Here is a 24,789-nt window from a genome sequence, read left to right on the forward strand (position 1 = left end):
GAGACATGGAGCCATCGCTGAACGTGCTGGGAACGCGCCTGGAACCGTGTTCGACAAAACCGCTGACTGGGTTCTATCGCAACGGATGCTGCGATACCGGTGAAGGCGACAGAGGCAGCCACACGGTCTGCGTAGTCGTCGATGCGGAGTTCCTGGCACTGTCGAAATACCTGGGCAACGACCTGTCCACGCCTCGCCCCGAATTCCGCTTCGACGGGCTGAAGCCTGGCGACCGCTGGTGCCTGTGCGCGCCACGTTTCCTGCAAGCCGCACAGGAATTCGGTGCGCCGAAGGTGGTGCTGGAATCGACCCATGCGCGTGCCCTGGACATCATCCCGATCGAACTGCTGCGCGCCCATGCGGTCGATGCGCAGGGTTGAACTTCTGGCCCTTGCGGCGCTGTGGCTGGTGCCTTTGCAGGTCCCGGCGCAGCCCCTGCCCGATCTGCCGGCATTGCGCAGCGATGATCAGCGCAGGCTGTCGGAATACCACGCCGCGGCAGGAGAGGCGCTGCTGGGCGCCTTAGCAGCCGGTGATCCCGCAGAGCTTGCCGTTCTGACCGACGGCTTGGCAGGTGACGTCCTTCCACCCGACCAGGCGATCCGGGACATGGCCGGGGATTGGTCCTGCCGAATGATCAAGCTGGGAGGCCTGCTGCCGATCACGGTTTATAGCTCTTTCCGCTGCGCGATCAGCCCGGATGGCGGGTTTGAAAAGCTGACGGGATCGCAGCGGACCAAGGGGAACATCCGCCAAGAGGGCGATCGGCTGATCTATCTGGGGACCGGGTTCGTGGCAGGGGACACGCCACCATCCTATGAGGATCTTCCGGCGCAGGTCGATGCGGGGGCCAGCCCGCAGTTCGTGCCGGAAATAGGCTTGGTCGAGATGGTTTCAGACAAAAAAGGGCGGGTCATGTTCCCCGCCCCCCATCTTGAATCCCGCTTCAACATTCTGCTGTTAAGCCGCTAAGACACTTGTATTTCCGGGTTCGGTCGGCGGATCAGCCGCCGGACCCGGCTCCGTCCGAACCACCATCTGATCCTGTGGAACCGCCATCGGCACCGCCATCAGCCCCACTCTCGGATCCGCTGCCCGATCCGTCGGAACCGCCATCAGTCCCGGCACCAGGGCTGCCCGCATCGGCGCCATTGCTTCCGGCTTCAGCGCCGGTTCCTGCGTCCTCTTCGCCGTCGTCACCGGCATCCGTGCCGCCGCTGCCGGCGCCCAGGACATCCTTGGCGATATCGGAACCGCGATTGCTGGTGGCGTCAGGCTGTTCGCGCAGTTCGACCCCATCGACCGATATCAGCGTGCCATTCGCGATGCTGTAGACCAGTTCGGTCGGCTGACCGTTGCGCTGCGCGGTGATGGTCATGATCGCCCCTTCGCGCAGGATATGGATGTTGGTGAACCCTTGCGAGAGCAGCGTCTCGATCACGACCTGATCGTTGTTGATCTGCTCCGGCAGCGGAAAGGCCGGGACGGCCACTGCACCCACGGGGGGTTGGGGTTGCAGGGCGGGATCCACAACAACGGCGGTATTGCCGCCCGGTGTTTCGACGACGGTCTGCGCCAGGGAGGCGGTGGCCAGAAACAGGCCGGATGCGCCGGCAAGCGCAAAGCCGAGGGTCTTGTTGGACATGGTATCCTCCGATCATGGGGTCGGATGACAAACCCGCTCCGCATGACCGGGGTTCCGCCTTAGGTCTTGATATCAAAGCCCAGATGCTTGGCGACGGTGAAGATGTCCTTGTCGCCCCGTCCGCACATGTTCATGACGATGATATGGTCGCGCGGCAGACCGGGGGCGATCTTCATCACATGCGCCAGGGCATGGCTGGGTTCCAGGGCGGGGATGATGCCTTCCTGGGCGCAGCACAGCTGGAAGGCCTCAAGCGCCTCGGCGTCGGTGATGCTGACATATTCGGCGCGGCCTGTGTCGTTCAGCCATGCGTGCTCCGGCCCGATGCCGGGATAATCCAGACCCGCGCTGATGGAATGACCTTCAAGGATCTGCCCGTCGTCATCCTGCAGCAGATAGGTCCGGTTGCCGTGCAAGACGCCCGCGCGCCCGCCGGAAAGGCTGGCACAGTGCTGCATCCGGTCGTCCACGCCCTTGCCGCCGGCCTCGACCCCGATGATGCGTACCTCCTTGTCGTCCAGGAACGGATAGAACAGGCCCATGGCGTTCGATCCGCCGCCGATCGCGGCGATGATGGTGTCGGGCAGACGACCTTCGCGCGGCAGGATCTGTTCCTTGACTTCCTTGCCGATGATCGACTGGAAATCGCGCACCATCGCCGGATAGGGATGCGGACCTGCCACCGTGCCGATGCAATAGAAGGTGTCGCGCACATTGGTCACCCAGTCGCGCAGCGCGTCGTTCATCGCATCTTTCAGCGTGCCGCGTCCGCTGGTGACGGGCACAACCTCGGCCCCCAGAAGGCGCATCCGAAAGACGTTCGGCGCCTGCCGTTCCACGTCATGGGCACCCATATAGACCACGCATTTCAGCCCGAAGCGCGCGCAGACCGTGGCGGTCGCCACACCATGCTGGCCCGCGCCGGTTTCGGCAATGATGCGGGTCTTGCCCATGCGGCGCGCGAGCAGGATCTGACCCAGAACGTTGTTGATCTTGTGCGCGCCGGTGTGGTTCAACTCGTCGCGCTTCATGTAGATCTTGGCGCCGCCCAGGTATTCGGTCAGGCGTTCGGCGAAATACAGGGGCGACGGGCGGCCGACGTAATGGGTCCACAGATCGTCCATCTCGGCCCAGAAGTCGGCATCGGTCTTGGCGCGCTCGTATTCGGCTTCCAGATCCAGGATCAACGGCATCAGGGTCTCACTGACGAAGCGGCCGCCATAGATGCCGAACCGCCCCTGCTCATCGGGTCCGGTCTTGTAGCTGTTCACCAGATCGTCTGCCATGGAACGCGCCTTCGCTGTGGTATGAGAGGAAGCCTAGAGGGCTTTCTTATAGCCGATGTGGCTGGGGGTGAAGCCCAGCCGGTCATAGAAGCGATGCGCGTCGGTCCGCGCCCGGTTGGTCGTCAGCTGCATTTGGGTGCAGCCCGCCGCCCTTGCGCGCGCCTCGGCATCGGCCATCAGCTGGGCGCCAATGCCCTGTCCGCGCAGGTTTGATGCAACCCGCACCCCTTCGATCTGGGCGCGAAAGGCAGCACCCACGGACAGGCCGGGCAGGAAGACGATCTGATAGCAGGCCACGATTCCGTCATCCAGCAGCCCGACGATCAGGTGATTGCCGGTCTGCGCCTGCATCGCATCGAAGGCAGCCAGATAGGGCCGCATGTCGGCCTTTTCCCGGCCTTTCCCGAAGATGTCGTCGGAAAGCAAAGCGACGACCGCAGGAACCTCGTCCCGGCCCGCAGCACGGAAGCGGACCGTCATGATGCGGCACTGATGAAGGCACGGATCAGGGCCTCGTCCTTGACGCCGGGTTCGGTTTCCACGCCCGAGGACACATCGACGGCAGGCGCCCCGGTCAGGCGGATCGCCTCGGCCACGTTCTGCGCGGTCAGGCCGCCCGCCAGCATCCAGGGCCGCAGCCACTTGCGCCCCACCAGCAGGCGCCAGTCGAAGGACAATCCGTTGCCGCCAGGCAGGTCGGCATCCCTTGGCGGCTTCGCATCCACCAGAAGCATGTCGGCGACCAGACCGTAATCGGTCAGTGCCGGCAGGTCAGAGGGGTCGGACAGCCCCACGGCCTTCATCACCGGCAGGCCGGTCAGCGCCTTGATCCGGGCCACGCGGTCGGGGCTTTCGCTGCCGTGAAGCTGGATGACGTCAAGGGGAACCTTGCCCAGCACGTCGTCCAGCAGTTCGTCGTCAGGATCCACGAACAGCCCGACGGACGCCACGCCGACGGGGACATGCGAGACCAGCCGGGCCGCCTCTTCGACGGAGACGGCCCGGGGCGATTTCGGAAAAAAGACCAGCCCGACATAGCGCGCCCCGGCATCAGCCGCAGCCTCGATATGTTCAGGGCGGCGAAGTCCGCAGATCTTGACCTGGGCCATACCTCAACGCCCGGCGGGCAACGTCGTGCCGGGGGCAGGTTCGACCGAGGCGATGGGACGCGCGGGCACGGTGGCCTTGGGCCGGTCCAGGATCGCCAGAACCTCGTCCTTGGGGGCGGCATGGCGGTGGCGCAGATGACCCACCTCGTTTTCAAGGCGGGTGGCGCGGTCGGCCTGCGCGCGGGCCTCACGGCGGATATGGGCCTCGCGCAACCATTCCCAGAGCAGGCCCGCCAGCATTCCCAGGGCGAAAGTCAGGAAGATTATAAGGAACAGGGGCAGATCCACCGACCAGCGGCCGCCCAGGTATTGCCCGAAATTCGCGGGAAAGGCCGAAAGCGTCACGATGTCACGATTGGCCAGGGCCACGGCGATCAGGATGATCGCCAGTACCGCCACGAAGATCAGTCGAAGAAAGCGCATGGGTTGTCCTTGGCTGCGGCCGCCGGATGCGGCACGGTGTCCTTGCAGGGCTTTTATGCCCTTCAGGCGTCCCCGTTCAACCGATCGCGCAACAGTTTTCCGGTCTTGAAGAAGGGAACATACTTCTGGTCGACATCCACCGCCTCGCCCGTTCGAGGATTGCGGCCGGTGCGTGCGTCACGCTTCTTGACGGAAAAGGCGCCAAAGCCGCGCAGTTCGACCCGGTCGCCCCGCGCCATGGCATCGATGATTTCCTCGAACACGGTATTCACGATCCGCTCGACGTCGCGCCGGAACAGATGCGGGTTTTCGTCAGCGATAAGCTGGATCAATTCTGACCGGATCATCATCCCCCCAGGTGGCGTAACGGGCTGCACGGCATCGTTCGCTGAACTTGCGACAAGAAGGCAACGCAGGAAAAGGTTCCCAGTTTCCATAGCGATGCCAGTTTTGCCCCCGGCACGCAAGAGAGGTGAATTCCCCCTGCCCATCGCGCGGGCAGCAAGAAGCCCGCCCCGCATCCGCGGGACGGGCCGTATCAGGCAGTCAGCCGATCGCTCAGCGGTCGCGGTTCAGCGCAGCGCCCAGGATATCACCCAGAGAGGCGCCCGAGTCGGAGGAACCATACTGATCGATGGCCTCTTTCTCCTCGGCGATCTCGCGGGCCTTGATCGACAGGCCCAGACGGCGGGTCTTGGTGTCGATGTTGGTGACGCGGGCATCGACCTTGTCACCGACCTGGAATCGCTCGGGACGCTGATCCTGACGGTCGCGGGCCAGATCGGAACGGCGGATGAACGACTTGACGCCGTTGTATTCCACCTCGATGCCGCCATCCTCGATCGCGGTGACCTCGACGGTGACGACCGAACCACGCTTCACACCGTCAACGGCTTCGGCCATGTTTTCGTTTTCCAGCGCCTTGATCGACAGGCTGATGCGTTCCTTCTCGACATCCACGTCCTGCACGACGGCTTTGACCACGTCGCCCTTGCGGAAGTCCTGGATCGCGTCTTCGCCACGGGCATCCCACGAGATGTCCGACAGGTGGACCATGCCGTCGATATCGCCTTCAAGGCCCACGAACAGACCGAATTCGGTGATGTTCTTGACCTCGCCTTCGATGACGGTGCCCGAGGGATGGGCTTCGGCAAAGACTTCCCAAGGGTTGCGCTGCGTCTGCTTCAGACCCAACGAAACGCGGCGCTTGGATTCGTCGATCTCCAGCACCATCACGTCAACCTCTTGCGAGGTGGAGACGATCTTGCCCGGATGGACGTTCTTCTTGGTCCAGGACATTTCGGACACATGGACCAGACCCTCGACCCCGGCTTCCAGCTCGACGAAGGCGCCGTAGTCGGTGATGTTGGTCACGCGGCCCTGGTGGACCGAACCGATGGGGAACTTGTCGCCCACGGTGTCCCACGGATCGGACTGGAGCTGCTTCATGCCCAGGCTGATGCGGTGGCTGTCCTTGTTGATCTTGATGACCTGGACCTTCAGGGTCTCGCCGATCGACAGGATCTCGGACGGGTGGTTGACGCGGCGCCAGGCCATGTCGGTGACGTGCAGCAGGCCGTCAACGCCGCCCAGGTCGACGAACGCACCGTATTCGGTGATGTTCTTGACGACGCCGTCCACGGTCTGGCCTTCGGTCAGGTTGGCGATGACCTCGGCGCGCTGTTCGGCGCGGCTTTCTTCCAGGATGGCGCGGCGCGACACGACGATGTTGCCACGGCGGCGGTCCATCTTCAGGATCTGGAACGGCTGCTTCAGACCCATGAGCGGGCCGGCGTCGCGCACGGGGCGCACATCGACCTGGCTGCCGGGCAGGAAGGCCACGGCGCCGCCCAGATCGACCGTGAAGCCGCCCTTGACGCGGCCGAAGATGGCGCCTTCGACGCGCTCTTCATCGGCATAGGCTTTTTCCAGACGGTCCCAGGCTTCTTCGCGGCGGGCTTTCTCGCGCGAGATGCTGGCTTCGCCGCGGGCGTTTTCCACGCGGTCCAGATAGACTTCGACTTCGTCGCCAACCTTGATGTTGGGTTCTTCGCCGGGGTTCGCGAATTCCTTCAGATCGACGCGGCCTTCCATCTTGTAGCCCACGTCGATGATGGCCTGGCCCGCCTCGATGGCGATGACGCGGCCCTTGACGACCGAACCTTCGTCCGGGGTGTCAATGTCGAAGCTTTCGTTCAGGAGGGCTTCGAATTCCTCCATGGTCGCTTTAGCGCACATATATGATCGGTTTCCTTTACGACGATTTTACTGGCCATGCGGTTGGCTCCGCCGGTCTTTATGGCTGCCCTCGGGAACGGCAAAGGGTCGCGGCATGACGCCCGACCCGTTCAGATGCGGCCTGTTCTGACCATCTCGCCCCTAAGACTGACCGCCATATAAGGACGAAAAGCGGGAAACTCAACGCGAAAGTCACAAAAGGGATATGTCAGTTGAGAGATATCGCTTGCAGGATCGGGGCGGCAAGCAATAGGTTCGGCCGAACGTATCGACCGAGGCGCCGATGATCCGCCCTGCCCTTCTGCTTGCCCTGCTCGCCAGCCCGGCCATGGCTGATGATGTCACCGTCTTCGCCGCGGCCTCGCTGAAGAATGCCCTGGACGAGGTCGCGGCACAGTTCATGCAAGAGACCGGCCATGATGTGACGATTTCCTATGCCGGGTCGAACACCTTGGCCAAGCAGATCATCGCAGGGGCGCCCGCCGATCTGTTCATTTCGGCCAGCAAGGAATGGATGGACCTGGTTGAGGATGCCGGCCTGATCGAAAGGCGGACCGATCTTCTGGGCAACCGCCTGGTGCTGATCGCGCATGGCGCGGCGCAGCCGGTGCAGATTTCGCCGGATACCGATCTGGCCGGTCTGCTGGACGGCGGCAAGCTGGCCATGGCCCTGGTCGATTCCGTTCCCGCCGGACAATACGGCAAGGCCGCCCTGGAAAACCTTGGCCTGTGGGACGACGTCCAGGCCGATGTCGCGCAGTCCGACAACGTGCGTGCCGCCCTGGCGCTTGTCGCGACCGGAGAGGCGCCCCTCGGCATCGTCTATGCCACGGATGCGGCCGCCGAGGATGGCGTGACCATCGTGGGCGAATTTCCGTCGGACAGCCATCACCCGATGACCTATCCCGCCGCCCTGCTGGCCGGGGCATCGGACGATGCCGACCAGGCCTTCCATGACGCCTTGTCGGGCAGCGCGGCGGTCGCGGTCTTCGAAAAGCATGGCTTCACGGTGATGAACTGACGTGGCCGACTGGCTGACCCCCGAGGCTTGGCAAGCCGTCCGCCTGTCATTGAAGGTGTCGCTGTGGGCAACGCTGGCGAGCCTGCCACTGGGGATCCTGGCGGCCTATGCGCTGGCCCGCTGGCGCTTTCCGGGGCATGGGCTGCTGAACGGGCTGGTGCATCTGCCCTTGGTGCTGCCGCCGGTCGTCACAGGCTATCTGCTGCTGCTGACTTTCGGGCGGCGCGGTTGGATCGGGCAATGGCTGGATCAGATCGGCATCGTCCTGGCGTTCCGCTGGACGGGCGCGGCCCTGGCCGCCGCCATCATGGCCTTTCCGCTGATGGTCCGCGCAATTCGCCTGTCCGTCGAGGCGGTGGATCCCCGACTGGAACAAGCCGCCTCCACCCTGGGGGCGTCGCGTCCCTGGGTGTTCCTGACCGTGACCCTGCCCCTGATCCTGCCGGGCATCCTGGCGGGTGCGATCCTGGCATTCGCCAAGGCCATGGGGGAATTCGGCGCGACGATCACCTTCGTGTCGAACATTCCCGGCCAGACGCAGACCGTGCCTTCGGCCATCTATGCCTTCCTGCAGGCGCCAGGAGGCGAGACGGCGGCTGCCCGGCTGGTCCTTGCGGCCATTGCGGTTGCCCTGGGGGCGCTGTTCCTGTCGGAATGGCTGTCGCGGCTGGTCGCACGGCGGATCGGGGGGGCGTGATGCTGTCCGTCACGCTGCGCCACCGGTTCGCGGGCTTCACGCTGGATGTGGGTTTCGATGCGCCGGAGGGGTTGACAGCGCTGTTCGGGCATTCGGGATCCGGCAAGACCACGGTGGTCAATGCCGTGGCCGGGCTGCTGCGTCCCGACTTCGCCTGCATCACGGATGGGGATACGGTGCTGACCGACAGCCGACGGGGGATCTTCCTGCCGCCGCACCGGCGAGGCATCGGATATGTTTTCCAGGACGCAAGGCTGTTTCCCCACCTGACCGTGCGGCAGAACCTGCTGTTCGGCCATTGGTTCACCGGCCGGGGACAAAAGGCCCAACTGTCCCGCGTGGTTGACATGCTGGGCATCGGCGCGCTGCTGCCGCGTCGTCCTGCCGCGCTGTCGGGGGGCGAACGCCAACGGGTCGCGCTTGGCCGCGCGATCCTGTCCCATCCCCGGATGCTGCTGATGGACGAACCGCTCGCGTCCCTGGACCAGCCCCGCAAGGACGAGATCCTGCCCTATCTGGAACGCCTGCGCGATGAGGTGGGGCTGCCGATCCTCTATGTCACCCATTCCCCGGCCGAGGTCGCCCGGCTGGCCACCACCATTGTCCTGATGGACCGTGGCCGCGTCCTGGCATCCGGTCCCGCGGCGCAGGTCATGTCGGACCCTGCGACTGCCCCGAGGCTCGGACTGGCGGACACCGGCGCCATCCTGACCGCACAGATAAAGGGGCAGGATGCCGATGGACTGACCTGGCTCTCGACACCCGCCGGGCCGTTGTTCCTGCCGCAGGTCGCGGCGCCCATAGGCCGCAGTCTGCGCCTGCGGATCCTGGCGCAGGACGTGATGATCGCGACCGTGCCCCCGCAAGGGATTTCAGCCCTGAACATCATTCCCGCCACGGTCCGCGACCTGACCCATGCGGACGGCGGCGTGCTGGTGCGGCTTGATGTGGGCGGGCAGGCTATCCTGTCGCGGATCACCGCGCGATCGGCCCGCGTTCTGGACCTGCAACCCGGCAAGCCGGTTCATGCCGTGCTGAAGGCGGTTTCCGTGGCACCCGGCACGATCGGCCTTTCCGCCGGCTGATGGGCGACCCAGACCCCGCTTTCGCGCGAAAAATATTCGTGTTCAGGTGAGTTGAACCCCTGACCCATCGGCGCGATATGGCGTTCGATGGACAGAAAAGGACTGTCGATCTGCAGGACCGCAAATTCGTTCTGCCGGTCCGACAGCCGCCCGCACAGCGCGCTGCCGCCCTGCACCTGCAATAGTCCCGGATGGGCCGTCTGGTCCAGCATCGCACCCGTCGCCCAGACATGCAGATGACCCGACAGCGCGATCTGCGCCCCGGCGCGCTCCAGTCGCGCCAGGGCCTGAGGCGCGCGACGCGACAATTCCTTGTCCACCTGGGCCAGATGCTCCAAAGGGTGGTGCAGCGCCACGATGTTCATGCCATTGCGATCCAGGCTGCGTTCGAGGCGCCGGATTTCGCCGTCGCGGATGATGCCGCGCTGAACGGCAAAGGGATCAACGCTGTTGAGGCCCAGAACCCGCACCGGTCCGAGCTTGCGTGTGGGCGTCAGATCCGAACCGACCGCCTGCCGAAAGCCACGCCAGGGCATGAGGAAGCGGACGGGCAGGTTGTACAGCGGCACGTCGTGATTGCCCGGAATGACCAGCAGCGGCGCCCGGATCCGTTCCAGAAAGGCGGCTGCCTGGGCATACTGGGCGGCGCGGGCACGATGCGTCAGGTCGCCCGTGATGACCACAAGATCCGCCCTCGCCCCGTTCACATGATCAAGCAGCGGTTCTACAAGATCGGCGCGGTGATATCCGAAATGGAGGTCGGACAGGTGGGCAATGCGGATCACGCCTGCGCATCCCTGGTCTTGCTGCTGCCATCGGCCGGAACCAGGACCTTCAGCGCGCCCTGTCGGACCTGGACGTGGAAGGGGCTTTCCATGCGCGTCTTTTCCCCGTCATGCGCGACCAACTGCTGAGGCCTGTCCGTTTCGATGGTCAGACTGTCGGTAACGATCAGGTCGAAGTCGCTGTCCTTGGCGCTGAACCCGAAGGCCAGCCGAAGGGCCGACCGCAGCAGTGGCAGGGGCTTGCGCGCCTTGGCGATCAGAACGGCCAGGTTTCCGGCGCGGATCGCATCGGCCCCGTCCAGGCCGAAGGCATCAAGCTGATAGGCGCTGCGCGCGACGAAAACCAGGGCCGTCGTGAACCGGCGTTCCTTGCCATCGACAATCGCGGTCAGCCGCATCGGATTGCGCAGCCGGCGCAGCGCCACCAGCACCGACCAATAGGCCGCCATCCGCGACCGGCCCCAGCGTTTGTAGATCCCCTCTCGGGTCTTGAGGATGTGGGGATAGGCGCCCAGGCTGACATTGTTCAGGAAGACCAGATCGTCGATCTGCCCCACGTCCACCGCACGGGGGCGGGCATCCAGCAGCGTCTCAAGCCCTTCCTCGATCGTTTCGCCCACACCAAGATCGCGCGCGAAGTAATTGAACGTGCCCCCCGGCAATACGCCCATCAGCGCGTCTGTTTCCGCCAGGGCGCCAGCGACCGCGGATTGCGTGCCGTCTCCGCCCACGGCGACGATGACGTCAAAGCCGTCCGCGACCGCCTGCCGGGCAAGGTGGCTCAACTGGTCGCCCTGGCTGGTTTCACGCAGCGCGAATTCGGCCACCTTGTCCTGCAGGGCGGCGCGGATCGTGTCCGCCTGATCATCCTGCTTTCCCGATCTCCGGTTGCGGATCACGCACAGTCTGCAGGCTGAAAGATCCACCTTGTCGGCTGTATCGCGCATCTGCCACTCCGCTGGTTGTCACAGACAACACGACGGGCCGCAGCGCGGTTTCACGTCCGCAAGATCAAAGCCGCTGCGCCGCCTGTTCGACCGAGGGGCGCAGCCCTGCACCCCCTGCCGCGATATAGGATTTCAACTGGTCGCGCATCCGAGGCTCCCAATAGTCCTTGAGATGCGCGGCGATCTTGTCAGGCGCATCGCCGGGCTGGGTGTCGAAAAAGGTGGCGATCTGGTTGGCCATGGTGACCATCTTCTCAGGCGACATCGGAAACCTCGGCGCGCAGCCGCTGGGGGTGGCAGAACAGGTCGAACCCCTCGCCCCGCGCAAAGGCGGCAAGGGTCAGGCCCGCGCCCTCGGCCAGGCGCAGGGCATGCAGCGTGGGGGCAGAGACGGCGATCAGGATGGCGCAGCCCGCCATCACGCATTTCTGGACCATCTCGGTCGACACCCGGCTGGTCAGGACGATGGCGCCCTGCGCAGGGTCGATGCCCTGCCGGGCCATGGCGCCGATCAGCTTGTCCAGGGCATTGTGGCGGCCCACATCCTCACGCGCCAGGACCACGCCCTGGCCCGGCAACAGGAAGCCTGCCGCATGGACAGCGCGCGTCCGGTCATGCAGCGGCTGCCAGCCGCGCAGGGACTCGGTCGCCGCCGCGATCTCCGCGACCGCCAGCATCGGGCCGGTGTCGGACAGGCTGGGCAGCGACCGCACCGCAGCCTCGATGCTGTCGATGCCGCACAACCCGCAGCCGACCGGACCCGCCAGCGAACGACGGCGGGCGGCAAGCGCCGCGCCGCGATCCTCGGCAAGCCACATCTGCGCCTCGATCCCCTTGGGGTGGGCGATCACGTCGCAACTGGCGATCTGGTCCAGGGCGGTCACGATCCCTTCGGTCAGGGAAAAGCCTACCGCGAAATCCTCGACATCCGCAGGCGTCGCCATCATCACGGCATGGGTCGAGCCGTCATAGACCATGGCGATGGCCGTTTCCTCGGGCAGTGCGCGCGTTACCGCAACGTGGCTGCCCGGTCGGTAGTGGGTCGCGTCCGTGGCCCCGAAGGGCGGCGGCAGGTCCATGTCCTACTCCGCTGCGGTCAGGATCCGCCGTGACCGTTCGGCCTGCTCGGCATAGCTTTCCTGCCACTCCGATGGACCGTTCGAGGGGCTGACCTGCACCGCCGTCACCTTGAATTCCGGGCAGTTCGTCGCCCAGTCCGAAAAATCAGTGGTGACAACGTTAGCCTGCGTCGCTGGGTGATGGAAGGTGGTGTAAACCACGCCCGCCGCGACCCGGTCGGTCAGGGTTGCCCGCAGCGTGGTTTCCCCCGCGCGTGAGGCCAGCCGCACCCAGTCGCCGTCGTTGATGCCGCGCTGTTCGGCGTCATGCGGATTGATCTCCAGCACATCCTCGGCGTGCCAGACCACGTTCTCCGTTCGCCGGGTCTGCGCGCCGACGTTATACTGCGACAGAATCCGCCCTGTGGTCAGCAGCAGCGGGAAGCGCGGGCCGGTGCGCTCGTCGGTCGCGACATATTCCGTGACCATGAAATGGCCCTTGCCCGAGACGAAGCCATCCACATGCATCAAGGGCGTGCCGTCCGGCACAGTCTCGTTGCAGGGCCACTGGACGGACCCCTTCTCCTCCAGCACCTCATAGGTGACGCCGGCGAAGCTGGGGGTCGTGGCTGCGATCTCCTCCATGATCTGGCGGGGGTGGGTATAATGCCAGTTCGCGCCCATGGCATTGGCCAGAAGCTGCGTGACCTCCCAATCCTCGTATCCGTTGCGGGGGGCCATCACCTTGCGGACGCGGTTGATGCGGCGTTCGGCATTGGTGAAGGTTCCGTCCTTTTCCAGGAAGGTCGAGCCCGGCAGGAAGACATGGGCGTAATTCGCGGTTTCGTTCAGGAACAGGTCGTGGACGATCACGCATTCCATCGCCGCAAGGCCCGCCGCGACATGATGGGTGTCGGGGTCGGATTGCAGGATGTCCTCGCCCTGGCAGTAAAGGCCTTTGAAGGTGCCCTCGACAGCCGCGTCCAGCATGTTCGGGATACGCAGGCCCGGTTCAGGGTCGATGGTGCAGCCCCAGGCCTGTTCGAAGATTGCGCGGACGTCGGGCAGCTTGACGTGGCGATAGCCGGGCAGTTCGTGCGGGAAGCTGCCCATGTCGCAGGATCCCTGCACGTTGTTCTGCCCCCGCAGCGGGTTCACGCCGACGCCCGGACGGCCGATATTGCCGGTCAGCATGGCAAGGTTCGCAATCCCCATGACCGCCGTCGAGCCTTGCGAATGTTCCGTCACGCCCAGACCATAGTAGATCGCGCCATTGCCGCCGGTCGCATAGAGCCGGGCGGCCGCGCGCAGGTCGGCTGCGGGAACGCCGGTCAGCATCTCCACGTTTTCAGGCGCGTGGCGCGGGTCGCTGACGAAATCGACATAGAACTGGAACTCGTCCCAGTCGCAGCGGGTGCGGATGAAGTCCTGGTCGAACAGCCCCTCGGTCACGATGACATGGGCCATGGCGGTGACAACGGCCACGTTGGTGCCGGGCTTCAGCGGCAGGTGATACTCCGCTTGGATATGTGGCGAGCGCACGATGTCGGTGCGGCGCGGATCGACCACGATCAGCTTGGCGCCCTGGCGCAGGCGCTTTTTCAGGCGGCTGGCAAAGACCGGGTGACCGTCCGTCGGGTTCGCGCCGATGATCACGACTACATCGGCCTGTTCGACCGAGTCGAAATCCTGCGTCCCGGCCGAGGTGCCATAGGTCTTGCCCAACCCGTAACCGGTCGGCGAATGGCAGACGCGGGCGCAGGTGTCGGTGTTGTTGTTGCCGAATACCGCGCGGGTCAGCTTCTGCACCAGATAGGTTTCCTCGTTGGTGCAGCGGCTTGAAGTGATGACGCCGACCGACTTGCGGCCGTATTTTTGCTGGATGCCCGTCATCTTCGCGGCGGCAAAGGCCATCGCCTCGGCCCATTCGACCTCGCGCCAGGGCTGGTCGATGGTTTCGCGGATCATCGGCTTGAGGATCCGGTCCTTGTGCTGGGCATAGCCATAGGCGAAGCGGCCCTTGACGCAGCTATGGCCGCGATTGGCCTTGCCATGCTTGTAGGGGACCATGCGCACCAACTGGTCGCCGTTCAATTCCGCCTTGAAGGAACAGCCCACGCCGCAATAGGCGCAGGTGGTGATGACGGACCGTTCGGGTGTGCCCAATTCGATCACCGACTTTTCCTGCAAGGTCGCGGTCGGGCAGGCCTGCACGCAGGCGCCGCAGGATACGCAATCCGAGGACAGGAAATCGTCGCCGATGGCGCCCGCCTTGACGCGGCTGTCAAAGCCCCGGCCTTCGATGGTCAGGGCGAAGGTGCCCTGCACTTCCTCGCAGGCGCGGACGCAGCGGGAACAGACGATGCACTTGGCCGGATCATAGGTGAAATACGGGTTGCTCTCGTCCTTGGGCGTGTAATGCGCATTCACCCCCACGCCGTCGCGCGGCGCAAAGTGGTTCAGCAGCGTGTTCCCTTCGGGCGCTTTATACCGCACGTCGCGCAGGCCGACATTGCCCGCCATGTCCTGCAATTCGCAGTCGCCGTTGGCCGCGCAGGTCAGGCAGTCCAGCGGGTGGTCGCTGATATACAGCTCCATGACCCCCTTGCGCATCCGGCGCAGCTTGTCGGACTGGGTGTGGACGACCATGCCCTCCATCACCGGCGTCGTGCAGGAGGCAGGCGTGCCGCGGCGGCCCTCGATCTCCACCACGCAGAGGCGGCAGGACCCGAAGGCCTCCATGTTGTCGCTGGCGCAAAGCTTGGGGACCATGATCCCCGCCTCGGCGGCAGCGCGCATCACGGAGGTGCCCTCGGGCACGGTGATGGCGATCCCGTCCACGGTCAACGTGACCGGCAGCCCGGCCCTGGCGGGCGTGCCCATGTCGCGGTCGTCGCCCGACGCGTATTGGGGGATGATGAAGTCTCTCATTCGGCTGCCTCCTGCAAGGTGGCGAAATCGTCGGGGAAATGGGTCAGGGCGGACATGACCGGGAAGGGCGTGAAACCCCCAAGCGCGCAAAGCGAGCCGTCCTTCATCGTCTCGCACAGGTCGGTCAGCAGCGGGATCGCGGCGGCGTCCCCCTGGGCGATGCGGTCGATGGTCTCGACCCCGCGCACCGCGCCGATCCGGCAGGGCGTGCATTTGCCGCAGGATTCGACGGCGCAGAACTCCATTGCAAAGCGGGCCATGCGCAGCATGTCGGCGGTGTCGTCGAAGACAACCAGGCCCGCATGGCCGATCAAACCGCCTTGCCGGTCGAATTCCTCGTATCCCATCGGCGTGTCGAACTTGGACACCGGCATATAGGCACCCAAGGGACCGCCGACCTGCACGGCCTTGACCGGACGGCCTGTTGCGGTGCCGCCGCCGATGTCGTTCACGACCTCGCCCAGGGTCATGCCGAAGGCGGTCTCGAACAGCCCGCCGCGCTTGACGTTGCCCGCGATCTGCAGGGTCACGGTGCCGCGCGACCGGCCGAGGCCAAAGTCCGCGTAATGCTGCGCGCCCTTCTCGAAGATCACCGGGACGGTCGCCAGCGAAATCACGTTGTTCACGACCGTGGGCTGGCCCAGGAAGCCCTGCAAGGCAGGCAGCGGCGGCTTGGCGCGTACGGTGCCGCGCTTGCCCTCCAGGCTGTTCAGCAGCGACGTTTCCTCGCCGCAGACATAGGCGCCCGCGCCGGTGCGGACCTCCATGTCGAAGGCGCGGCCCGATCCCAGAACATCAGGTCCAAGCAGCCCCCGTTGCCGGGCGATCTTGACGGCCTGCATCAGGATGCGGATTGCGTCGGGGTATTCCGACCGCAGATAGACATAGCCGCGCGTTGCCCCCACGCCCAGGCCCGCGATCGCCATGCCCTCGATCAGCGAAAACGGATCGCCCTCGATGATCATGCGGTCGGCGAAGGTGCCGCTGTCGCCCTCGTCGGCATTGCAGACAATGTATTTCTGCGGGGCTTCCGCCTCGGCCACGGTCTTCCACTTGATGCCGGTCGGAAAGCCCGCGCCGCCACGACCGCGCAATCCGCTGGCGGTGACTTCCTGCACGATCTGTGACCCGGTCATGCCAAGCGCCCGGCGCAGACCGACCAGGCCGCCATTGGCTGCGTAGTCATCCAGATCCAGCGGGTCGATCACGCCGCAGCGCGCGAAGGTCAGCCGGGTCTGGCGGGCGAACCAGTCAATGTCCTCGACCCTGCCAAGACTGTTCAGCTTGCCGTCCAACAGATCGGGCACCTGGTCGGGGGTCACGTTTCCGTAACCGATGCGGCCTTCGGGCGTGTCGACCTCGACCAAGGGTTCAAGCCAGACCATGCCGCGCGTGCCGTTGCGGACAAGCTGCACGTCCAGGCCGCGCGCCTTGGCCTCGCGCGCAAGCGCGTCGGCCACGTCATCCGCGCCAAGCGCCTTGGCGGCGCTGTCCCCAGGAACGAAGATCTTCATACGCCTACCTCGGCCAGGATACGGTCCATGCGGGCGTCGTCAACGCGGCCCACGACCTTGCCGTCCACCATGACGGCGGGGGCGCAGGCGCACATGCCGAGGCAATAGACCGGCTCCACCGTCACCGCGCCGTTGGGCGTCGTGCCGTGCCAGGCTATCCCCAGCTTTTGCAGGGTGGATTCGGCCAGGGCATTGGCGCCCATGGACTGGCAGGCCTCGGCGCGGCAAATCTTCAGGATGTGGCGTCCTGCCGGATTTCTGCGGAAATCATGGTAGAAGCTGATGACGCCATGCACCTCGGCCCGGCCCAGGTTCAGGATATCGGCCAATACCGGAACGGCGGCCTGCGGCACGAACCCCCAGGTGTCCTGCAGCGCATGCAACATCGGCAATAGCGGCCCTTCCAGCGAGGCAAGCGGCGTGACGACGCCGCGGATTTCCTCCTCGGACGGGGCTGGCGCACTGGAATGCATATAGGCTGGCCTTTCAACGATCGTTCGTCGTCATCAAAGCAGGTCAGCAATCTGGAAATCAATATCGTTGTTTCGTTGGATGATAGGAATTATCTATCGTCTGCCATGCGCCGTGCTTCGGAAAGTAATGCTTCAAGGACAGGAGTATGCGGTTCGCGCCAAGGGGCAACAAGGCCCACGGCGTGGCTTGCCCCGGCGCCGTCCAGGGGGATCATCCGCAGCGGCTTGCCGTCCGTCAGGAAACCCGCGATATCCTCGGGCAGGATGGTGATCCAGCCGCCTTCCAGCACATGCGCGACCAATACCACGGTGGAACTGGATTCGACGGTGGCTTGCGGGGTCACGCCCGCCTCGATCAGGTTGCGGTTGATGATGCGGCGGTTCTGCATGTCGCTGGTCAGCAGGCACATCCGGTGCCCTGCCAGATCGGCCCAGCCCACCCGTTCCTGCCGGGCCAGAGGAGAACTTTCGGCGCAAACCAGCATATAGCGTTCATCATAAAGCCGCACGGTGCTGACCCGGCCCAGCGGTTCGTTGTCCAGATAGGATATTCCCGCATCTACCGTCAGGTCGTCGATCATCTGCAGGATCTCGACCGAGGTGCGCGACAGGATGGTCATGCCGACATTGGGATGGGCCGCCCCGAAGCGCGCGCTGATCCGCGCGGCCCAGGTCAGGGCGGTGGGGATCACGGCGATCCGCAACTGGCCCGAGAGGCCGTGGCGGGTCGCGCGCATCTCCTCCCTCAACTGCCGGGTGTCGCCGACGATGCGGCGCGCCCAGACAAGCGCCGACTGCCCCTCGGGGGTCAGCCCGCCAAAGCGGGATCCGCGAAAGATCAGCAGGACACCAAGCTGTTCCTCAAGCTGCTTGATGCCCGCCGACAGGGTGGGCTGGGTGATTCCCAGGCTTTCGGCGGCGCGGCCGAAATGGCGTTCCTTGGCGACGGCCAGGAACATCTCCAGCTTGTCGATCATGCCGGCCCCCTTGCGGGATCACTGTGCAGGCGCGGCCTGCGCTTCGTCAAACCTGTCCTTGCGGCCCAGCAACCGGCGCATCAGCACATAGAACAGCGGCGCGAACAGGATGCCCATCACGGTCGAGGCGATGGTCCCGCCGATCACCGTGGCGCCGATGGCGTTGCGGCCATTGGCGCCCGCGCCGGTGGACAACAGCAAGGGCAGCACGCCCAGGGTAAAGGCAATCGAGGTCATGATGATCGGGCGGAACCGCTGGCGCGCAGCCTCGACCACGGCCTTGAACAGGGGCACGCCGGCTTCGGACTGCTCGCGGGCGAACTCGACGATCAGGATCGCGTTCTTGCCGGTCAGGCCGATCACGGTCAGCAGGCCAACCTGGAAGAAGACGCCGTTGTCAAAGCCCCCAAGGTAGGCGCCGACAAGGGCGCCCAGCACACCGATCGGCATGACCAGGATCACCGCCAGCGGGATCGACCAGCTTTCGTAAAGCGCGGCAAGGCACAGGAACACCGCCGCCAGCGACAGCGCATAAAGCAGCGTCGTCTGGTCGCCGGATTCGCGTTCCTCCAGCGACAGGCCGGTCCAGGCCACGGCGAATCCGGGCATCTGGGCCACCAGCCGCTCGACCTCGGCCATGGCGTCGCCGGAACTGACGCCGGGGGCCGGGCTGCCCTGGATCTGCATCGAGGGGATGCCGTTATATCGGTTCAGGCCCTGCGGCCCGAAGGTCCATTCCCCGGTCGAGAAGTTCGAGAAGGGCACCAGCCCGCCCATGGAGTTCCTGACCCGCCACTTGTCGAAGTCGCTGGGGTTGGACCGCGATGTCGCTTCGCCTTGGACATAGACCCGCTTGATGCGGCCGCGATCCACGAAATCGTTCACATAGCGGCCTGTCCAGGCAATCTGCAGAAGGTTCGCCACGTCCGTCGCCGTCACGCCCATCGCGCCTGCCTTGCGCCAGTCGATGTCCAGGCGGAACTGCGCCGCATCCTCAAGACCCGACGGGCGGGCCTGGGCGATCAGCGGGCTTTGCGCAGCCATGCCAAGGAACTGGTTCCGCGCCTCCAGCAATTGTTCATGCGATTGCCCGCCGCGCGCCTGCAGATAAAAATCGAAGCCCGAGACGTTGCCCAGTTCGATCACCGAGGGGGGCACGATGGGAAAGACCATCGCGTCCTGGATCTGGCTCAAGGCGCCAAAGGCGCGGCCCGCGACCGCCTGCACCGATTGCGCGGGGTTGGGACGGTCCTTCCAGTCCTTCATCCGCACGAAGGCCATCCCGACATTCTGGCCCTGCCCCGCGAAGCTGAAGCCCACCACCCCGAACATCGAATCGACTGAATCCTTTTCCTGGTTCAGGAAGTAATCCTGCACCTGGTCGATCACCGCCGCCGTCCGATCCGCAGTAGCGCCGGTCGGACCCTGGATCAGGACGAACATGATCCCCTGATCCTCGTCCGGCAGGAATCCTTCGGGCGTGCGCAGGAACAGCAGCACCATGGCCGTCCCGATGGCCGCATAAACCAGCAGCATCCGCAGCGGGCGGCGCACGATCCAGCCCACCGCGCCGGTATAGCCATTGGTCGTGCGGTCGAAGTTGCGGTTGAACCAGCCGAACAGGCCGCGCCTGGTGTGATGGTCCTTGGACCGCAGCAGCGTCGCGCAAAGGGCGGGCGTCAGCGTCAGCGCCACCAGCACCGACAGCGCCATGGCCGAGACGATGGTGATCGCGAACTGCTGATAGATCACCCCGGTCGATCCGGGAAAGAAGGCCATCGGCACGAAAACCGCCGACAGGACCAGGGCGATGCCGATCAGCGCGCCGGTGATCTGGCCCATGGATTTGCGCGTCGCCTCTCGCGGCTCAAGCCCCTCTTCCTCCATGATCCGCTCGACGTTTTCGACGACCACGATGGCGTCGTCCACCAGCAGGCCGATGGCCAGCACCATGGCCAGCATGGTCAGCGTGTTGATGGTGAAGCCGAAGGCCGCCATGATGCCGAAGGTGCCCAGCAGCACGATGGGAACGGCCAGCGTTGGGATCAGGGTCGCCCGCCAGTTCTGCAAGAAGACATACATGACGATGAAGACCAGCACGATCGCCTCGATCAGCGTCTTGACGACCTCCTCGATCGAGATCTCGACAAAGGGCGAGGTGTCGAAGGGGATCACGTAGTCCACGCCCTCGGGGAAGAATTCGGCGAATTCCTCCATCCGTGCCTTGACGCGCTCGGCTGTATCAAGGGCGTTGGCCCCCGGCGCCAGGCTCAGCGCCATGCCCGACGCGGGGCGGCCGTTGAAGGTCGCGTCGGTGGCATAGCTTTCGGACCCGATCTCGACGCGGGCCACGTCGCGCAGTAGCACAAGCCCGCCGTTTTCCTCGGCGCGCAGGACGATCTGGCGGAAATCCTCGGGCGTGGACAGCAGGGATTGCGCGGTTACCGTCGCGTTCAGCTGCTGGCCCTCGACCGTGGGCAGGTCGCCAAAGGCCCCGGCCGAGATCTGCGTGTTCTGCGCCGACACCGCCGCCACCACGTCCGAGGGCGCGATCTCATAGGCGGCCAGCTTGTCGGGATCCAGCCAGATGCGCATGGCATAGGGCGCCCCGAAGACCTGGACGCTGCCCACGCCCTCGACCCGCGACAGGTCGTCCACCAGGTTCGAGAACATGTAGTCGGACAGGTCGGTCTGGTCGTAGTTGTCGTCGCCGATCAGGCCGATCACCATCAGGAAGCCGGCGGTCGATTTCTCGACCACCACGCCCTGCCGCTGCACGGGTTCGGGCAGCAGCGGCGTTGCCTGGGACAGCTTGTTCTGGACCTGCACCTGGGCGATGTCCACGTCGGTCCCAGTCTCGAACGTCAACGTCGTGGACGACGAGCCGGCCGAAGTCGAACTGGACGAGATATAGCGCAGCCCGTCCAGGCCGGTCATCTGCTGTTCGATGACCTGCGTCACCGTGTTCGAGATGGTTTCGGCGGACGCGCCCGGATAGGTCGCGCGGATCGTGACCGAAGGCGGCGCGATCTGGGGATATTGCGCCACCGGCAGGGTCAGGATCGACAGAATGCCGATGCCCATGATGATGATCGAGATCACCCAGGCGAAGACCGGACGGTCGATGAAGAAACGGGCCATGATCTGTCGCGCCTTCGCTTTGTGGCGTCAGTTGGTGGATGCGGCTTCGGCCTGGGGGGCCGTCCGGTCGGCGGATGCGGTGGCGGCGGGTTCCGCGCTGCCGCGTTCCTGAGGCGTCACGGGTGCGCCGGGCGCGACACGTTGCAGGCCCGAGACGATGATGCGGTCGCCCGCGGCAAGGCCGTCGGTCACGACCCAGTCGCTGCCCTGGTCCTGCGCGATCTCCAGCGGGCGTTCCTCGACCAGGTTCTGGTCGTTCACGACCATGGCGACGGGACGGCCGCGCCGGTCGCGGCTGACACCTTCTTGCGGGACGAGGATTGCGTTCTTCAACTGCGCTTGCGGGATGTCGGCCTGAACGAACATGCCGGGCAGCAGCAGGCTGTCGGGATTGGCAAACTCCATCCGCAGGGTGATGACTCCGGTCGTCTCGTCCACATAGGGTTCGGCAGCGGTCATCGAACCGGTATGTTCATAAGTGCTGCCATCGGCCAGGCGCAGCGTCACGGTGCGGTCCACGCCCTGGGGCAGCGCCGCCTCGGGTCCCATGCGCTGCCAGCGGATGATCTCGGCAGCGGATTGGGTCACGTCCACGCGGACCGGATCGATGCGGCGGATCACCGCCAGCGGAGTAGCCTGGCCAGCCGTGACCAGGGCACCGGGGCTGACCTGGGCAAGGCCGATCACCCCGTCGATGGGCGCGGTGATGGTCGTGCGGTCCAGGTCGATCTGGGCTGCCAGCAACTGCGCCTCGGCCGCCTTGACCGCAGCCTCGGCGGCGTCGCGGGCAGCGATGGCGGTATCCTGCGTCTGTTCGCTGGCGACACGCCTGTCGCGCAGGGCCACCACGCGCTCCGCCTCTCTGCGCGAAGCATCTGCCTGGGCCTGGGCCTGGGCGAGCGAGGCCTGGGCCTGGGCCAACGCGGCTTCATAGGTGCGAGGGTCGATGCGATAAAGGGGATCGCCTGCCGAAACCTGGCTGCCCTCCTCGAACAGGCGTTCCATGATCAAGCCACCGACCTGGGGACGCAGTTCCGCTTCGGCCGAAGCCACGACGCGGCCGGGCAGGCTGGACGTCAGCGTGATGTCCTGTGGCTGCAATGTAACGACTGTGACGGCAGGGGGCGGCATGTCGCCGCCCGGCGCCTGGGCGAAGGCGCCAAGTGGGGCAGCCGCGACCATGCCGGCAAGAACGAGGAGTCGAGTCAGCGTGGCCATGCTGTCCGTCCGTTTGGATGAATAAACCGAAACCGGCGCGTGCCCTTCGCGTAAAGGCAGTCTTTCGCCGCCGCACACGCTATCGTCAAGCGATGTGAAGGACAACGGGGTCCATACGTTTTTGCACGCAGGAACACGGCGTGCTTGCCTGATGCCTGGCTGACAGGCACTCTGTCCCCGAAGTCAAGAAAGGGAGGGCTTTGCATGGCTGCCTATCTGATCGCCGACGTGACCGTGACAGAGGATTCCTGGGTGCCGGACTACGCCGCCCGCGTCCACGAGATCGCGGCCCGGCATGGCGGGCGCTATCTGTCGCGGTCGGGCAATATCGACACGCTCGAGGGCAAGCCCCTGGGCAATACCCTGGTTGCCCTGATCGAGTTTCCGTCGAAAGAGGCTGCCCGCGCCTTTGCCAACGACCCCGAATATGCCCCGTTCTCCCAGGCCCGCAAGGCAGGCAGCATCAGCAATTTCCACCTGATCGACGACACCGACCTGGCGGGCAGCATTCCCTATTTGCCGAAAGGTTGAACTGTCCGATTGCGGCGACCGGGCAAAGCTGCAAGGAACGGGCACGGTCATTCGGGCCAGACCAGGCGGGACATCTGATGCAGTTTGCTTATGGTTCTTCGGTGATCCGGGTAAACATGCCCGATCATCCCTCGCTGCTGAGTGAAATCACCCGCCGCCTGCGCGGGGGCGAAGGTTTTGCCCTGGCGACGATCAACCTGGATCATTTGGTAAAGCTGCGGCAGGACACCCGCTTTCGCGAGGCCTATTCGCGGCAGGATCTGGTGGTGGCCGATGGCAATCCCATCGTCTGGCTGTCGCGGCTTGCCCGCGATCCGGTCGGGCTGGTGACGGGATCGGACCTGGTGATCCCTCTGGCCCGGCTTGCCGCGGCCGAGGATGCGGGCCTTGCCCTGGTGGGAACCACAGACGCTGCCCTGGACGCGGCGGCGGCTGAAATCCAGCGCCGCGCGCCGGGTTGCCGGATCGTGGCCCGGATCGCCCCTCCCATGGGCTTTGACCCGGACAGCGACGCGGCACGCGATCTGCTGATGCAGATCCAGGCCAGCGGGGCGCGGCTATGCTTCCTGGCGCTTGGCGCACCCAAGCAGGAACGGCTGGCGGCGCGGGGCCGGTCGCTGGTGCCTGAAATCGGCTTCGCCTCCATCGGTGCCGGGCTGGATTTCCTTGCCGGGAACCAGCGGCGCGCGCCCGAATGGGTCAGGCGGATCGCGATGGAATGGGCCTGGCGGATGCTGTCTGCGCCCCGGCGGCTTGTGCCGCGATACGCCCGCTGCGCCGCAATCTTGCCGTCCGAGGCTGTCGCGGCGCTGCGTCAGCGGCGCTGATCAGCAGCCCGTGCGGCCCAGCACCACGGATACCGTGCGCAGCAGGATCGCCACGTCGCTGGCGAATGACAGGCTGCGTTCATAGCGGTCGTCATACCAGGCACGGGCCGCGAAGGTGGTCTTGTTGCGTCCGGCGGTCTGCCAGAACCCGGTGATCCCCGGACGCAGCAGGTAATAGCCGTCACCCGGATACATCGCCTGCTGGTCGGGCATCATGGGGCGGGGTCCGACCAGGCTCATGTCGCCCGTAAGGACGTTCCACAACTGGGGCAGTTCATCCAGCGAACTGGCGCGCAGCATCCGACCGAACCATGTGACGCGCGGATCGTCGCGCAGCTTTTGCGTGCTTTCCCATTCCTGCCGCGCCTCTGGGTTCTGGGCGAGATAGGCATCCAGCCGCTGATCGGCATCATGGATCATGCTGCGCAGCTTCCACATGCGGAAAATCCGCCCCTCGCGGCCGATGCGCTGTTGCGAATAGAACGGGTTCCTTCCGTCCAGCAGGACAACCAAAGCCAGAAGGACGATCAGCGGCAGGACGACCGGGGACGCCAGAACCACCAGAACCACGTCCAGCGGACGCTTGACCAGGCTGCGATACAGCCAGGGGCGGGATGCTTCGACCGAGGGAACGGCCGCGACATTGGCCAACACGACAGACTGAGACTTGACCGACATATTTACCTGCACTGAACACTTGGAAAAAACATGCCCTCGAAACCTTGAGGACGACCATCGGCAACAGGCAGAGGCTAGCATTCCGTCATTCGAAATAATATGAATAAAATTTTAAACGTTCTCATAAAGGCATGACATTTTAGACAGGTATCACGGCATTGCTTCCTGACGTGCCTATGTTGAGGCGTCCTCTTGCCTCATCACC

At 65.1% G+C, this 24,789-nt stretch carries 25 protein-coding genes; 7 read left to right on the forward strand and 18 right to left on the reverse strand.

Features of this window, described 5'->3' with window-relative positions; all coding sequences use genetic code 11:
- Window positions 1-5 precede the first annotated feature (5 nt).
- Together RAH32_RS00800 and RAH32_RS00805 are read left to right on the forward strand one after the other, a co-directional pair.
- Window positions 6-380, forward strand: coding sequence for a DUF2237 family protein (locus RAH32_RS00800; protein ID WP_306604176.1), 375 nt, complete (start codon window positions 6-8; stop codon window positions 378-380).
- On the forward strand, window positions 367-972 hold the full coding sequence (locus RAH32_RS00805) for a DUF4893 domain-containing protein (RefSeq protein WP_306604178.1): 606 nt from the start codon (window positions 367-369) through the stop codon (window positions 970-972). The genes RAH32_RS00800 and RAH32_RS00805 overlap by 14 nt, the downstream gene beginning before the upstream one ends.
- Window positions 973-1,003: 31 nt before the next feature.
- On the opposite strand, the gene RAH32_RS00810 is transcribed toward RAH32_RS00805, so the two are convergent.
- The 7 genes from RAH32_RS00810 to rpsA all read right to left on the reverse strand — a co-directional run bounded on the left by RAH32_RS00810 (window position 1,004) and on the right by rpsA (window position 6,701).
- Complete coding sequence (locus RAH32_RS00810; protein ID WP_306604180.1) at window positions 1,004-1,645, reverse strand: hypothetical protein; 642 nt, start codon at window positions 1,643-1,645, stop codon at window positions 1,004-1,006.
- A 59-nt stretch (window positions 1,646-1,704) separates the two neighbouring features.
- Entirely contained in the window at window positions 1,705-2,931 is a 1,227-nt protein-coding gene (gene trpB / locus RAH32_RS00815) for a tryptophan synthase subunit beta (RefSeq protein WP_306604182.1), read from the reverse strand.
- Between the two features lie 33 nt (window positions 2,932-2,964).
- Window positions 2,965-3,411, reverse strand: coding sequence for a GNAT family N-acetyltransferase (locus RAH32_RS00820; protein WP_306604184.1), 447 nt, complete (start codon window positions 3,409-3,411; stop codon window positions 2,965-2,967).
- Window positions 3,408-4,040 carry a phosphoribosylanthranilate isomerase gene (locus tag RAH32_RS00825; protein ID WP_306604186.1) on the reverse strand — a complete coding sequence of 211 codons (633 nt, stop codon included), beginning with the start codon at window positions 4,038-4,040 and terminating at the stop codon, window positions 3,408-3,410. Before RAH32_RS00825 ends, RAH32_RS00820 begins: the two co-directional genes overlap by 4 nt.
- A 3-nt stretch (window positions 4,041-4,043) precedes the next feature.
- Window positions 4,044-4,463 (reverse strand): LapA family protein, encoded by a 420-nt coding sequence (locus tag RAH32_RS00830; protein WP_306604188.1) that lies wholly within the window; start codon window positions 4,461-4,463, stop codon window positions 4,044-4,046.
- A gap of 62 nt (window positions 4,464-4,525) precedes the next feature.
- A complete protein-coding gene (ihfB, locus tag RAH32_RS00835) occupies window positions 4,526-4,810 on the reverse strand; it encodes an integration host factor subunit beta (protein WP_089388111.1) in 285 nt (94 codons plus the stop codon).
- 211 nt (window positions 4,811-5,021) lie between these two features.
- Window positions 5,022-6,701, reverse strand: coding sequence for a 30S ribosomal protein S1 (rpsA, locus tag RAH32_RS00840; protein ID WP_306604190.1), 1,680 nt, complete (start codon window positions 6,699-6,701; stop codon window positions 5,022-5,024).
- A 283-nt stretch (window positions 6,702-6,984) separates the two neighbouring features.
- Between rpsA and modA the strand changes: the two genes are divergently transcribed.
- From modA to modC, 3 genes are read left to right on the forward strand one after another with little or no spacing between them, the layout of a single operon-like run.
- A complete protein-coding gene (gene modA, locus RAH32_RS00845) occupies window positions 6,985-7,722 on the forward strand; it encodes a molybdate ABC transporter substrate-binding protein (RefSeq protein ID WP_306604192.1) in 738 nt (245 codons plus the stop codon).
- Window position 7,723: 1 nt separating this feature from the next.
- Complete coding sequence (modB, locus tag RAH32_RS00850) at window positions 7,724-8,419, forward strand: molybdate ABC transporter permease subunit (RefSeq protein WP_306604194.1); 696 nt, start codon at window positions 7,724-7,726, stop codon at window positions 8,417-8,419.
- Window positions 8,416-9,504, forward strand: a complete 1,089-nt coding sequence (modC, locus tag RAH32_RS00855) for a molybdenum ABC transporter ATP-binding protein (protein ID WP_306604196.1) — start codon at window positions 8,416-8,418, stop codon at window positions 9,502-9,504. Before modB ends, modC begins: the two co-directional genes overlap by 4 nt.
- On the opposite strand, the gene RAH32_RS00860 is transcribed toward modC, so the two are convergent.
- From RAH32_RS00860 to RAH32_RS00905, 10 genes are all read right to left on the reverse strand, one after another.
- Window positions 9,444-10,289: a metallophosphoesterase family protein gene (locus RAH32_RS00860; RefSeq protein WP_306604198.1), complete on the reverse strand. Its 846-nt coding sequence runs from the start codon at window positions 10,287-10,289 to the stop codon at window positions 9,444-9,446. The genes modC and RAH32_RS00860 overlap by 61 nt on opposite strands.
- Window positions 10,286-11,236, reverse strand: a complete 951-nt coding sequence (locus RAH32_RS00865; RefSeq protein WP_306604200.1) for a diacylglycerol/lipid kinase family protein — start codon at window positions 11,234-11,236, stop codon at window positions 10,286-10,288. The genes RAH32_RS00860 and RAH32_RS00865 overlap by 4 nt, the downstream gene beginning before the upstream one ends.
- A gap of 64 nt (window positions 11,237-11,300) precedes the next feature.
- Complete coding sequence (locus RAH32_RS00870; protein WP_306604202.1) at window positions 11,301-11,501, reverse strand: formate dehydrogenase subunit delta; 201 nt, start codon at window positions 11,499-11,501, stop codon at window positions 11,301-11,303.
- Window positions 11,491-12,315, reverse strand: a complete 825-nt coding sequence (gene fdhD / locus RAH32_RS00875; RefSeq protein WP_306604204.1) for a formate dehydrogenase accessory sulfurtransferase FdhD — start codon at window positions 12,313-12,315, stop codon at window positions 11,491-11,493. Before fdhD ends, RAH32_RS00870 begins: the two co-directional genes overlap by 11 nt.
- 3 nt (window positions 12,316-12,318) lie before the next feature.
- The gene (gene fdhF / locus RAH32_RS00880; RefSeq protein WP_306604206.1) at window positions 12,319-15,225 is read right to left on the reverse strand and encodes a formate dehydrogenase subunit alpha; all 2,907 of its coding nucleotides are present in this window, start codon (window positions 15,223-15,225) and stop codon (window positions 12,319-12,321) included.
- The gene (locus tag RAH32_RS00885) at window positions 15,222-16,739 is read right to left on the reverse strand and encodes a formate dehydrogenase beta subunit (protein ID WP_306604208.1); all 1,518 of its coding nucleotides are present in this window, start codon (window positions 16,737-16,739) and stop codon (window positions 15,222-15,224) included. Before RAH32_RS00885 ends, fdhF begins: the two co-directional genes overlap by 4 nt.
- Window positions 16,736-17,212, reverse strand: a complete 477-nt coding sequence (locus tag RAH32_RS00890) for a formate dehydrogenase subunit gamma (protein ID WP_306604210.1) — start codon at window positions 17,210-17,212, stop codon at window positions 16,736-16,738. The genes RAH32_RS00885 and RAH32_RS00890 overlap by 4 nt, the downstream gene beginning before the upstream one ends.
- Before the next feature lie 89 nt (window positions 17,213-17,301).
- Window positions 17,302-18,189 (reverse strand): LysR family transcriptional regulator, encoded by an 888-nt coding sequence (locus RAH32_RS00895; RefSeq protein ID WP_306604212.1) that lies wholly within the window; start codon window positions 18,187-18,189, stop codon window positions 17,302-17,304.
- Between the two features lie 18 nt (window positions 18,190-18,207).
- Window positions 18,208-21,330, reverse strand: coding sequence for an efflux RND transporter permease subunit (locus tag RAH32_RS00900; RefSeq protein ID WP_306604213.1), 3,123 nt, complete (start codon window positions 21,328-21,330; stop codon window positions 18,208-18,210).
- Between the two features lie 27 nt (window positions 21,331-21,357).
- Window positions 21,358-22,548: an efflux RND transporter periplasmic adaptor subunit gene (locus tag RAH32_RS00905; protein ID WP_306604215.1), complete on the reverse strand. Its 1,191-nt coding sequence runs from the start codon at window positions 22,546-22,548 to the stop codon at window positions 21,358-21,360.
- Between the two features lie 204 nt (window positions 22,549-22,752).
- Here RAH32_RS00905 and RAH32_RS00910 point away from each other — a divergent pair, with 204 nt between their 5' ends.
- Together RAH32_RS00910 and RAH32_RS00915 are read left to right on the forward strand one after the other, a co-directional pair.
- Window positions 22,753-23,079, forward strand: coding sequence for a DUF1330 domain-containing protein (locus tag RAH32_RS00910; RefSeq protein WP_306604216.1), 327 nt, complete (start codon window positions 22,753-22,755; stop codon window positions 23,077-23,079).
- Between the two features lie 77 nt (window positions 23,080-23,156).
- Window positions 23,157-23,906, forward strand: a complete 750-nt coding sequence (locus tag RAH32_RS00915) for a WecB/TagA/CpsF family glycosyltransferase (RefSeq protein WP_306604217.1) — start codon at window positions 23,157-23,159, stop codon at window positions 23,904-23,906.
- Here RAH32_RS00915 and RAH32_RS00920 read toward each other — a convergent pair whose 3' ends face one another.
- Window positions 23,907-24,584 carry a sugar transferase gene (locus tag RAH32_RS00920; RefSeq protein WP_306604219.1) on the reverse strand — a complete coding sequence of 226 codons (678 nt, stop codon included), beginning with the start codon at window positions 24,582-24,584 and terminating at the stop codon, window positions 23,907-23,909.
- Between the last annotated feature and the right edge of the window lie 205 nt (window positions 24,585-24,789).

This window comes from Paracoccus yibinensis (genome assembly GCF_030846195.1).
GTDB lineage: Bacteria > Pseudomonadota > Alphaproteobacteria > Rhodobacterales > Rhodobacteraceae > Paracoccus > Paracoccus yibinensis.

What these genes read in the sequence shown, in the direction of transcription:
- fdhD (WP_306604204.1), bottom strand. Translation starts at nt 12,315, where the DNA reads ATGGACCTGCCGCCGCCCTTCGGGGCCACGGACGCGACCCACTACCGA.
- RAH32_RS00910 (WP_306604216.1), top strand. Translation starts at nt 22,753, where the DNA reads ATGGCTGCCTATCTGATCGCCGACGTGACCGTGACAGAGGATTCCTGG.
- RAH32_RS00895 (WP_306604212.1), bottom strand. Translation starts at nt 18,189, where the DNA reads ATGATCGACAAGCTGGAGATGTTCCTGGCCGTCGCCAAGGAACGCCAT.
- RAH32_RS00810 (WP_306604180.1), bottom strand. Translation starts at nt 1,645, where the DNA reads ATGTCCAACAAGACCCTCGGCTTTGCGCTTGCCGGCGCATCCGGCCTG.
- RAH32_RS00865 (WP_306604200.1), bottom strand. Translation starts at nt 11,236, where the DNA reads ATGCGCGATACAGCCGACAAGGTGGATCTTTCAGCCTGCAGACTGTGC.
- ihfB (WP_089388111.1), bottom strand. Translation starts at nt 4,810, where the DNA reads ATGATCCGGTCAGAATTGATCCAGCTTATCGCTGACGAAAACCCGCAT.
- rpsA (WP_306604190.1), bottom strand. Translation starts at nt 6,701, where the DNA reads ATGTGCGCTAAAGCGACCATGGAGGAATTCGAAGCCCTCCTGAACGAA.
- RAH32_RS00900 (WP_306604213.1), bottom strand. Translation starts at nt 21,330, where the DNA reads ATGGCCCGTTTCTTCATCGACCGTCCGGTCTTCGCCTGGGTGATCTCG.
- RAH32_RS00890 (WP_306604210.1), bottom strand. Translation starts at nt 17,212, where the DNA reads ATGCATTCCAGTGCGCCAGCCCCGTCCGAGGAGGAAATCCGCGGCGTC.
- RAH32_RS00920 (WP_306604219.1), bottom strand. Translation starts at nt 24,584, where the DNA reads ATGTCGGTCAAGTCTCAGTCTGTCGTGTTGGCCAATGTCGCGGCCGTT.
- RAH32_RS00885 (WP_306604208.1), bottom strand. Translation starts at nt 16,739, where the DNA reads ATGAAGATCTTCGTTCCTGGGGACAGCGCCGCCAAGGCGCTTGGCGCG.
- modA (WP_306604192.1), top strand. Translation starts at nt 6,985, where the DNA reads ATGATCCGCCCTGCCCTTCTGCTTGCCCTGCTCGCCAGCCCGGCCATG.
- RAH32_RS00800 (WP_306604176.1), top strand. Translation starts at nt 6, where the DNA reads ATGGAGCCATCGCTGAACGTGCTGGGAACGCGCCTGGAACCGTGTTCG.
- RAH32_RS00805 (WP_306604178.1), top strand. Translation starts at nt 367, where the DNA reads ATGCGCAGGGTTGAACTTCTGGCCCTTGCGGCGCTGTGGCTGGTGCCT.
- RAH32_RS00820 (WP_306604184.1), bottom strand. Translation starts at nt 3,411, where the DNA reads ATGACGGTCCGCTTCCGTGCTGCGGGCCGGGACGAGGTTCCTGCGGTC.
- RAH32_RS00905 (WP_306604215.1), bottom strand. Translation starts at nt 22,548, where the DNA reads ATGGCCACGCTGACTCGACTCCTCGTTCTTGCCGGCATGGTCGCGGCT.
- RAH32_RS00870 (WP_306604202.1), bottom strand. Translation starts at nt 11,501, where the DNA reads ATGTCGCCTGAGAAGATGGTCACCATGGCCAACCAGATCGCCACCTTT.
- trpB (WP_306604182.1), bottom strand. Translation starts at nt 2,931, where the DNA reads ATGGCAGACGATCTGGTGAACAGCTACAAGACCGGACCCGATGAGCAG.
- fdhF (WP_306604206.1), bottom strand. Translation starts at nt 15,225, where the DNA reads ATGAGAGACTTCATCATCCCCCAATACGCGTCGGGCGACGACCGCGAC.
- RAH32_RS00915 (WP_306604217.1), top strand. Translation starts at nt 23,157, where the DNA reads ATGCAGTTTGCTTATGGTTCTTCGGTGATCCGGGTAAACATGCCCGAT.
- RAH32_RS00825 (WP_306604186.1), bottom strand. Translation starts at nt 4,040, where the DNA reads ATGGCCCAGGTCAAGATCTGCGGACTTCGCCGCCCTGAACATATCGAG.
- RAH32_RS00830 (WP_306604188.1), bottom strand. Translation starts at nt 4,463, where the DNA reads ATGCGCTTTCTTCGACTGATCTTCGTGGCGGTACTGGCGATCATCCTG.